Here is a 9,966-nt window from a genome sequence, read left to right as displayed (position 1 = left end):
CCACGTTACCTCACCGTCTGCGGCGAGTCAAACCGTGTTGTCCCGGTCCGTCACGCTTCAGGTGGTTCGGTACCCGCGACCGAACGCAGCGGTCGCCCGCTTGACTCGATCATCGGATTTGGCAGGCCGGCCGCTACGGTTGCCCGCACGCTCGCCCGGTTCCCTGCCGGTCGTAAACCTTACCCGGTCGGTTCCGCCCCACCAAATCCGCCCCTAGGCGGCCCGGTCGAGCCCCACCCGGCCGTGTCCACACAGGATGTAGATCCTCGCGAACCCGGTGCCCTCGAGAACTGGCAGCCGGTGCTTTCGCCCCGTTTGCCCTTTCCGCGCTGGCAGAGAGAAAGTTACGCGCCCGGCGGATTGATCGTCAAATCGGCCCGGAGCGGTCCCCGTCACACCTCCGTCAGGAACCCGTTCGCGACCCGACCACTCCGGCGCCTCCACACCGGAAGTCAAACCGACCGTCGACGGGTTCAGCGCGTACCGCGTCGGGACGCGCGCCACCCGCGGAGGCCCAGCAGACCCACGGCCGTGCCGATGGCCAGCGACGCCGCAATGAGCAGTGCGTGCACCCACAGGAAACCGGTCGCGGGCCAGTCCCCGACGACCCCACTCGACCACGACCTCGGATCGTTCCAGATAGCCACCGCGAACCTCGGCCAGATCACCCAGGTCCAGACTCCGACCCCGGTGAGGAACACGGCCCAGCCGCGTGACAGCACCATGGTCGGCGAGTATGCCAGCGGCTGGACCGGGACGTCGGCGGAAGCATCCGATCGGTACGGTGGATCGCATGAGCCCGCTGCTGAGCCGCTCCAACGCGGAGGCGCATCTCTACATGGATCTGCACCCGTGCACCTGCGGCGAGACACGCTTCCCCCGGGAAAGTGCCGTGGTGGCGCTCGACGACGGTGACCTGGCCAGCCGGTACACGGGCGCCTGCGCTGGGTGCGGCCAGGATCGGGAGTTCCTCTTCCGGTTGCCGCCGATGGCGAACCCTGCCGGCGGCGGATTCCGCTACGGCGGGGACGAACCCTCGCAGTTGCTCGACCCCGGGGAATGGCTGCTGGTCTCGGACGCGTACGCCGGTCAGGTGCCGGCCGACCCGGGGAGCGGCGAGGCCGGGCAGCGGGCCCGGGCCGCGCTCACCCGCGCTGTGGCCGCGCTCGACGAGGTCGGCAAGTTCATCCCACCTGACCGCGACCTCGTCCCGGCCAGCGCCTTCACCACCGATCGGGGCCGGCAGCTGCACCAGCGCGAGCCCGGTCGGTTCCGGCGAGACCGACTCACCGCCGTGCGCGACGCGTACGCCGGGATGCTCGCGCGGCTCGGCTGAGGCACCTCACTCGTCGGCTACCTCGGCCCATCCTCGTAGTTGCGAGGGTCGGTGAAGGTCCCCGGCGGCATCATCTGCGCCGGCGGTAGATCGCCCAGTTCCACAGGCGTCAACCGGCCGACGAGGTATCCCATCGATCGAGCCACCCCCTGCAGCTTCCGTTCCCGGGCGGCCGAGGCGGGCGGGCCGGGAGGCCCAACCAGATCCATCTCATGTACGAAGTAGACGCTCCCGTCACTCGACTGCGTCGAGATGACCAGGAGTCCGCCGGAAGGGTTGGCGATCACCAGCCAGTTCGGCGACAGCCAGGGATCCCGGTGTACGCGCTGCGCGTGCACCAGGTCGAACGGCGGGTACTCCGGATGCACCCCGAACAGGGGTCGCTCCGGCAACAGACTGAACGGCACGCCGGGGATGTGATGCTCCACCTCCGGCTGCGCCCCGTTGTTCCGGCGCAGCCAGTCGCGGTAGCTCGGCGGCAGCCGGACTCCGAGCGCAGCTTCCAGCGCCTGGAGCTGTCCCTCGTCCAGTTGTCCGTACGGTCGCAGCCGGGCAGGCTTCCACAGCCGCCCGGTCGGCGGCTCCAGCACCTCGTTCTCGTCCACCCGCCGGACGGTGACCTTCCACTCGTCCGCACTGGCCATGTCGAGATCCGCGAAGCGCCAGGTCTCCTCCCCCACCGGAAAGGTCTCACCGAGCGTGATCTCGTGGACGGAGTCCTCTCCGCTCTGGAGCGGCATGACGATGATCTCGGCCCGCACCGGGGCCCCGGCGTCGACCCAGCTCACCGCCAACCGGGCCGGTCCGACACTCGTCGTCGCATTGTTCTGGACGGCGGCAACATGAGTAAACGAGCGCACCAGTTCTCTCCCGGCTCCCTCAGGCACGATCAGGTGTCAGGCATGTCGTACGGCGCTGGGTACGCGCTTGCTCACAGCTGCCCGTTCTCGTAACTGCGGGGGTCCGTGAACGTCCCGGGCGGGTGAATCTCCGCGGGAGGAAGGTGGTCCAGTTCCATCGGGGTCAGCCGGCCGATGAACTCGTACATCGACCAGGCCACCGCCCGCAGCTTCCGCTCCCGGGCGGCTGCGGCGGCCGGGTCAGGTGGTCCGACGAGGTCGAGCTCACTCACAAAATAGACGCTCTCGTTGCCCAACTCCGCCGAGACAACCAGCAGGCCACTGGCCGTAGTCGCGATAACCAGCCAGGCTCGCGACAGCCAGGGGTCGCGGTGTCGACGCTGGGCGTGCACCAGGTCGAACGGGGGATATTCGGGGTGGACGCCGAACAGCGGACTCGTCGGAAACAGGACGATCGGCATCCCCGGGATGTGGTGCATCACCTCGGGTTGCGCACCATTGTTCCGACTAAGCCAGAGGCGGTAGCCCGGCGGTAGCTGAGCGCCGAGCGCGGCCTCCAAGGACTGGAGCTGGGCTTCGTCGAGTTGGCCGTAGGGCCGCAGCCGTGCCCGCTTCCACAGCCGCCCGGTCGGCGGTTCCATCACCTCGTTCTCGTCCACCCGACGGACGGTGATCTCCCAGTCGTCCGCGCTGGACATGTCAAGGTCGGCAAAGCGCCACGTTTCCTCGCCGACCGGGAAGGTCTCACCGAGCGTGACCTCGTGCGCGAAGCTCTCGTCACGCTGAAACGGCATGACGATGATTTCTGCACGTACCGGTGGCCCCACATCGACCCAACGCACCCCGAACCGGGCTGGCCCCACAGGCGTCGTCGTGTTGTTTGTGACGACGGCTACATGAGTAAACGAGCGCACCAGTTCTCTCCCGGTTCCTCAGGCACGATCAGATGTCAAGCATGTCGTACAGCGCCGTCTCGGCGGGAAGCACGAAACCGAGCACGTCGCGGGATATCCGTTCGGCCTCCGCGCGATTCACAGGAGCCGGCGTCGCCTGCCCCGCCACCACCCCACCAGCCGTCCAGTGCAGCGAGCGCCCCGGGCCGCCGACCTCGGACACCATCAGGCCAGCCACGCTACCGTCCCCGGCGAGCAACGCGAAGTAGTTGATCGCGTACCGCTCGTCATCGAGGTGGGTGCGACCTAGGGTGCGCGGTGGTGACGTGGGCTTAGCCAGCGGGCCGGGCTGCTGGATCAGCGGAGCGTTGGGACTCAGAGCGGCCAACGGGCGGTCGACGATCTTCTCGGCGGACGATCGGGGCGACGGCATGAGTGGCTGGACGTTCGCTACGGGGCCGCCGTACGCCGAAGGCGATGGCGGAACGGCAGCCGGTGATTGCTCCAGGTGCGCACACAACGGCTGCATCAGGTTCAGCATCTTCCGCACCGACATCAGCGATGGATGCTCCTTGTTCCAGGGGTTGTGTAGCTGCACCTGGCCGTCCCGCACCGCGAGGATCTCGTAGACGTGCTTCGCCTTCAGCCCATACGGCAATGTCCGCCCCGGATAGCTCTCCTGCGGTCGGGTTGCAATGGTGATCGGGCTGCCAGCCGCAAGTAGGGCCGTCAGGTGTCGCTCAACCGCCACCTCCCGCCCCGGCGTGGTATCGAGGAGCGTCTGCCGGGCCGGCAGGCCGGTGAGCTGGGTGAGCAGTTCGGCCTGCATCAGGGGGACGCTGCCGACGTTGAGCCGCGCATAGCCGACAGGTGCGGCACGGTGTGGGTCGTCCCTGCTCTCCCACCCGCGCCACTCACGCTGCCACTGCTCGTGCCGATCCTTGGTCCAGGTTCTGTCGACCGCAGCGAGCGCCTTCTCCAACACCGCCACCCACTGAACGCCGACTTCCGACTGGTCGGCGTAAGCGGCCCACGAACTGCCGGCGTGCAGCGGGACGTCAGGACGCACGTTGATGCGGACGCGCCGCCCGGTCGCTACCGACTCGTCTCCGCGCAACACGGTCTCGTGCAGTAGAACGTCCACGGTGCCGTCCGGTTTCGGCTGGAACAGCTGTGGAATGCTCTGCGGTCGATGTCCGGCGAGGGCCGCCATCGTGGCCAGCATCCCGCAGTCACCCAATATGCCCTGCTGCACCTGCGTCCGTCCCGGCGGGCCGTCGAAGAGCGGTGCCGGCTGACCCGTTGCAGGGAAGAGTGAGCGACCGTATTCAACCGGGTACTTGGGCTTCGGGTCGGGCAGCGTCACCCGGTCGGCGACCACGGCGATCTCGCCGGGGGTAACTGTCGGAATGACCTCGACCTCGGCGTCCGGCTCGGACGGCATCATCGCCCGCAGCGCCTCGGTCAGCGCCGTCGGCACCAGCGCCATCCGCCGCGCGTCCGACTGGTAGTGGAAGCTGTGCGTGGCGAGCACCGCCATGGCGGCGGGATTCGACCCGTACTCGACGTTGAAGGCCGCATAGGTCCGCGTTCGGTCCTCGTCCAGCAGCGCGTGCCGGCCGGCGGGGGTGTTCAGGTCGTACGCGGGTGCGGATCTCTCCAGGTTGAACTCGGGGGCGCCTTCGAGGGTGTACGGGCGCAGGTCGAAACGGCCGGTCAGGTCGACGTAGATGCCCTCGGCGGCGACCCGGTCGGCGAGTTGTGGATCGACCTGGCGGATCTGGTCCAGCAGGTTCGGCGGCAGGCCGATGAGCTGCCCGGCGAGGGCGGGCATCCGGGGCAGAGATGACTGGCTCTGCTCCCCGTGCACGGCCAACTCCCGCAGCTTCGCCGCCAGCTCGGCGGCGGGCGGCGGTTGGAAGTCGGGAGCGAGCCGGCCCCGGTAGTCGATGGCACGGAACCGCTCGACCATCGTCTGGTTGGGGTTGTAGGCCAGGGCACCGGCAACCGCCTCCGGTGTGATCACCGGCAGGCTCAACTGCATCACCTGGGTCCACACATCAGCGGGGAGGACCGCGAGGCGGGCAGCTGCGTCGGGCGTACCCCAGCGGAGGCCCAGCCGATCGACAAGGGTGTCGATCTCGGCTCGTAGGGCGACCCGGGCCGTGGGGTCGGCCTGTGCGTACCAGGCGGCCATCAGGCGCAGCTCGGCCAACCGGCCCCGGTCCCGGGCCGAGAGGCCGCCCGGGTCGATCGGCACCTCGGCGGCGCCCTGGTCGAAGAGCCCGGACTTAGCCTCACCGGTCTCGTGCCGGGCCAGGAGTTCGGCGGCCTCGTGTGCCACGGCACGGTCGACCGCAGCGTCCGAGGCGCGGTCGGAGACGGTGAGGGTGAAGGTGCCGTCCAGGTTGCGGATGGTCTGGGCCACGACGCCGCTGGCGAGCGCGGCGGCGGCGACGCGGACACGCAGTGGCTCCAGGCCGGGTGCGCGTACCTCGAACACGTCGGGGCCGACCGCCACGATCTGGTCCGCGCCGACCGGCTCCGCCAGGGCGGGTAGCACCGTGCGGGCCCGGTCCACCACGGCCGGGGCGTCGGCGGCCGGCCGGCCGTGACCGTGGAAGTCCGAGCCGGGCAACGCAGCAACTGTGCTGCGTGCCGGCTCGACGTGGGCGTACCAGGGACTCATCAGGTCGAGGAAGGCGCGCAGTGGCATCGGCGCCGGGTGGCGGGAGTTCCACGGGTTGCGTAGCTGCACCTCGCCGTTCGCCACCGACACGATCTCGTACGCGTGCCCCGCGACCAGTCCGTACGGTGGCTTGCCGCCGGGCTGGGCAGCGTACGCGTCGGCCGGTCGGGTGCCGGTGATCAGCGGGCTGCCGGCGGCCAACAGGGCCGCGAGTCGCGCCTCGGCGTCGGCCTCCCGGCCCGGGGTGGGGTTGAGTTCACTGACGCCTGTCGGTAGGCCGGTGAGCTGGCTGAGCAACTCCGCCTGGACCAGGCGGCTGCTGCCGTTGTCGAGCCGGGCGTAGCCGAGCGGGGCGGCCTGCGCGGCGTCCACGCCCGGCCGGGCCGTCCACTGCTGCTGCCACTGGTCGTGGCGCTGCTGGGTCCAGGTCCGGTCGATCGCCGCGATCGCCTTCTCCAGCAGCGACGCCCAGGACGCCCCGACAGTGGACTGGTCGGCGTACGCGCTGTGACCGTTCGAGTTCGGGTGCAACGGCACGTCAGGGAAGACCGTCACCCGCAGTTGCCGACCGGTCGGCGTGATCACGCGATCTGGTCCACTGGTCTCGTGCAGCAGCACGTCGACCGAGCCGTCCGGGTTCGGGTGGAACATCTGCGCGACGGTGTCCGGCAGTTGACCAGCGACCGCGCCGATCACGGCGACCATTCCGCAGTCACCGAGCGCGCCCTGCTGGACGTCTTCCCGCTTCGGTGGCCCGTCGAACAGTGGTGGCGGTTGCCCGGTGCGGGCGTCCACCGCCGGCCCGTAGACCGGACCCGGTTGGTTCGTCGACTCCGGTGGCAGGCTCACCCGGTCGGCCGCGACCCGGATCTCGCCGGACATCTCCTGCGTCGCCGAGTTCTCCACCGGGGCGGCGGCTGTCGTCGACGTCGGGGTGATGCTGCGCAGTGCCTCGGTCAGGACGTCCGGCACCAGCCCCATCCACCTGGCGGTGCCCTGGTAGTGGAAGTCGTGCCCGGTGAGCAGCGCCGCCGCCTGGTCGCCACGGAGTCCGCGCAGCGCGGCCCGGGCCCGCTGCCGGTCCTCGTGCAGTTGGGCGCGCCGCCCAGCTCCGGTGGTCAGGTCGAACGCCGGGCGGGCGGCACCGAGGTCGATTGCGGGCACGCTCGTCACCATGTACGGGCGCAGGTCGTAGCGACCGGTGAGGTCCACGTAGATGCCCTCGGTGGCGAGCCGGTCGGCGAGTTGCGGATCCACCGCCCGGATCCGGCCGAGCTGCGCCTGTGGAATGCCGACGATCTGCCCGGCGAAGGCCGGCATTCGTGGCATGCCGGATTGTGCGTGTTCGGCCTCGGTCGCCAGTTCCCGTAGCCGGGCGTCCAGGTCGGCCTGGAGCGGCACCTGGAAGTCCGGAGCCAACCGGGCCCGGTAGTCGAACATCCGGATTCGCTCGACATCGGTGAGGGTGGCGGCGCCCGCCAGCACCCTGGAGACCGCGTCGGGCGTGATCGTCGGCACGCTGAGCTGCATCAGGTGCGCCAGCACGTCACGTGGGATGAGCGCCCACCGCGACCGGACGTCCGGGTCACCGACACGTAGGCCGAGGTGGCCGGCGAGGGCGTCGATCTCGGCACGCACGGCCGGTCGGGCAGCCGGGTCGGCCGCGGCGTACGTGGCGGCGAGCAGCCGGATCTCCGCCATCCGGCCCTGGTCGTGTGCGGTGAGCCCAGCCGGATCGATAGGGCCCTGGACGTTGCCCGGGTCCAACGGGCCGACAAGCGCCCGACCGGACTCGTGCAGCGCCGTCAGCTCGGCGACCTCGTGTGCGAGCGCCCGGGCCACCACCGGGTCGGCGGCGCGGTCGGACACGGTGACGGTGAAGGCGCCGTCCGGGTCGCGGTGCGACCGGGCCACCAGGCCGTCGCTCAACGGGCCACTTGTCAGCCGTACGCTCAACGGGTGTTGCCCGGCGGAACGGATCTCGAAGAGATCCGGTCCGACCGCGACCACGGCGTCCACCTGGGCGTACGGGGCCACAAGTGGCAGCGCGGACCTGGCGAGATCCAGCACCGCCGCCGGGTCGGCCACCGGCCTGCCCAGACCGTGGAAGGTGGAGCCCGGAACGGCGCCCGCAGTTATCGAGTCAGCCGTCGACAACGGCGAGTCCAGCGGTGCGGAGCCGCCGTCATCGGGCGGTGGGGTCAGGCCGTCGGGTCCACCTCGGGCCACACCTGCCGGCCCTTGATCCTGCCCTCGCGTCGCGCCTGCGCGTACTCCTCCATCACCCGACGCGGCGGCAGGCTGGTGTGTGCTGTGACCACTCCCGACCGGTCGATGATGTAGCTCCCCTGGCCCACGTGCGTCCCCGAGGCCCGCTCCTGCTCCGAGAGTCTCTCCCGGGCCAGCCAGCCGAACTCGAACTCCCGAAGCACTATCGGATTCCCGGTCCGCAGCAGTCGGCTGATCAGTGTCAGCGCCTCGTCCTCGGTCAACTCGCCCCTCTCCGTCAGGCACCATCATCGCCCAGAGGGCGTGGGTTTCCCGCACATCGGCGGCCGGCATCTCCGCCGACGTCGTCCCGGTCTGCGGATCCCACCACACCGGCGCGTCGGCACCTGCCGGAAAGACGATCACGAAGGCGTGCGAGCCGTCGACCTCGGGTTGGCCGGTCTCGTCGAGGACCACGTTGCCGGCCGCGTCGAGGAACAGCCAGTCCGCCACCACCAGCGCCGACGCCCCCGGGCCGGCGTCCGCGACCTGCTGGTACAGGTCGGCGTACTGGGTGGCCACCGCGTCGGTGCGGGCGGACAGCTCCATCGGCAGGTTGCCGGTACCGCCGAGCCACTGCCCGCCGAGCCACGCCTCGGCGCGCTCCAGCCCACCCCGCTCGCCCGTCACGCGGTCGATCGAGCCGTCGTCGAACCGGTCCGCCCAGCGCGGTACGGACACCTGCGGGTCGCCGTGGAAGCTGGCAAGTGCCGCCAGGGCCGAGTCGAGGCAGTTGTTGGCGCGACCGGGCTGCTCCGGTCCGCCGTCGTTGACGAGCTGCCCGTACGGGTGGGTCGACGGATCCGCGAAGACCGCGTACCCGTCGGAGGTGGCAAGGCTTGCCGCGAGATCGTCCTGGAAGCTGGGGTCCTCCAGTGGTGCCAGCTCACCCGGACCGAACCGTCGACTCTCCGGCAACGACGGGACGGGGGTGGCGGTCACCGCGCCGTCCGTCGATACGCTGCCATCATGGCCACGCCCGTCGACGTCTACGCCGCCATCCTCGCCGCCCCCGACGACCTCGACCTGCGGCGACGCTACGCCGACGCCATCGAGGCCACCGACCCCGAGCACGCCGAGCTGATCCGCCTCGACCTCGACGGCGGGAGTACCCCACGGCGCCTGCTGCTCGGGCGGAAGGTCGGACCACGGCTCGCCCGCCCGGTCGCGCAGCTGGTCGACGACTGGCGGCTGCGCCGCGGTTTCGTCGAATCGGTCACCATGCGCGCCGACGCCTTCCTCGACCACGGGACCGAGGTCTGGCGTGCCATTCCCGTCCGGCACCTGGTGCTGACCGAGGTCGGCGGACACACCGCCGACATCGCCGCGTCGCCCCTGCTGAGCAACCTGGTCGGACTGGACCTGGGCGGAAACCCCATCGGCGACGTCGGCGTGCGGCACCTCGCTGGTTCCGGTCCTCTGGGCCGGTTGCGCTGGCTCGGTCTGTCCCGCTGCGACATCGGTGCCGACGGCGCCGAGGCGCTGGCCGCCAGCCGCAACCTCCCCCGCCTGCGCTACGTCCAGTTCGACCGCAACCGGGTCGAAATCCTGCCGTACGGCATCGGCCAGGACATCGACGGTCGACCGATCGCTGTCGAGGTGCCCGCCCTCGGGCAGCGTCTCCTGGACCGGTACGGACCGCTGCCCTGGCTCGACGTCCACTGGGCCTGGGAGGGCCCCCCGAGATACCACGACGTCTGAGGCGTCCGGCCCGGGCGGGGTACCGGGTACGGCGGAGCCGTCACCCGGTGCGGCCGGCGGTGCCTGTCGGTTGGCCTCGGCGATCCGTTGCGCATGGAACCGGATGCTCGGCGCGATACCACGGGAGTCGTCGGGTAGCGCGCTGGCCTGGGCGGTCAGGAGGGCACGAACCTCTGACGGGCTGGACGTCTCGGCGATCACACCCGGGGCGACGCTGGC

General features: G+C 70.5%; 4 protein-coding genes and 1 pseudogene. 1 reads left to right on the top strand and 4 read right to left on the bottom strand.

All coding sequences use genetic code 11. The annotated features are described in order from the left end of the window. Positions 1-473: 473 nt before the first annotated feature. Positions 474-725, bottom strand: coding sequence for an SCO4848 family membrane protein (locus tag Van01_RS18835; protein WP_204008929.1), 252 nt, complete (start codon positions 723-725; stop codon positions 474-476). A gap of 68 nt (positions 726-793) precedes the next feature. On the opposite strand from Van01_RS18835, the gene Van01_RS18830 reads away from it, so the two are divergent. Beyond that, the gene (locus Van01_RS18830; protein WP_204008927.1) at positions 794-1,336 is read left to right on the top strand and encodes a hypothetical protein; all 543 of its coding nucleotides are present in this window, start codon (positions 794-796) and stop codon (positions 1,334-1,336) included. 17 nt (positions 1,337-1,353) lie between these two features. On the opposite strand, the gene Van01_RS18825 is transcribed toward Van01_RS18830, so the two are convergent. From Van01_RS18825 to Van01_RS33980, 3 genes and pseudogenes are all read right to left on the bottom strand, one after another. Then, positions 1,354-2,196, bottom strand: a complete 843-nt coding sequence (locus Van01_RS18825; protein WP_204008925.1) for a DUF6406 domain-containing protein — start codon at positions 2,194-2,196, stop codon at positions 1,354-1,356. A gap of 71 nt (positions 2,197-2,267) precedes the next feature. Further along, on the bottom strand, positions 2,268-3,110 hold the full coding sequence (locus Van01_RS18820) for a DUF6406 domain-containing protein (protein WP_204008922.1): 843 nt from the start codon (positions 3,108-3,110) through the stop codon (positions 2,268-2,270). Positions 3,111-3,138: 28 nt separating this feature from the next. Further along, positions 3,139-8,772 (bottom strand): annotated as a pseudogene (locus tag Van01_RS33980) (toxin glutamine deamidase domain-containing protein); the annotation flags it as partial. Positions 8,773-9,966 lie beyond the last annotated feature (1,194 nt).

Origin of the sequence: Micromonospora andamanensis (assembly GCF_016863495.1) — a bacterium.
In the GTDB taxonomy this organism is placed as follows: domain Bacteria; phylum Actinomycetota; class Actinomycetes; order Mycobacteriales; family Micromonosporaceae; genus Micromonospora; species Micromonospora andamanensis.
The sequence above is the reverse complement of the archived record's forward strand: the minus strand, read 5'-3'. Positions and strand labels throughout refer to the sequence as shown.

Coding starts and splice junctions, on each gene's coding strand:
- Van01_RS18835 (WP_204008929.1), bottom strand. CDS start 725: ATGGTGCTGTCACGCGGCTGGGCCGTGTTCCTCACCGGGGTCGGAGTC.
- Van01_RS18830 (WP_204008927.1), top strand. CDS start 794: ATGAGCCCGCTGCTGAGCCGCTCCAACGCGGAGGCGCATCTCTACATG.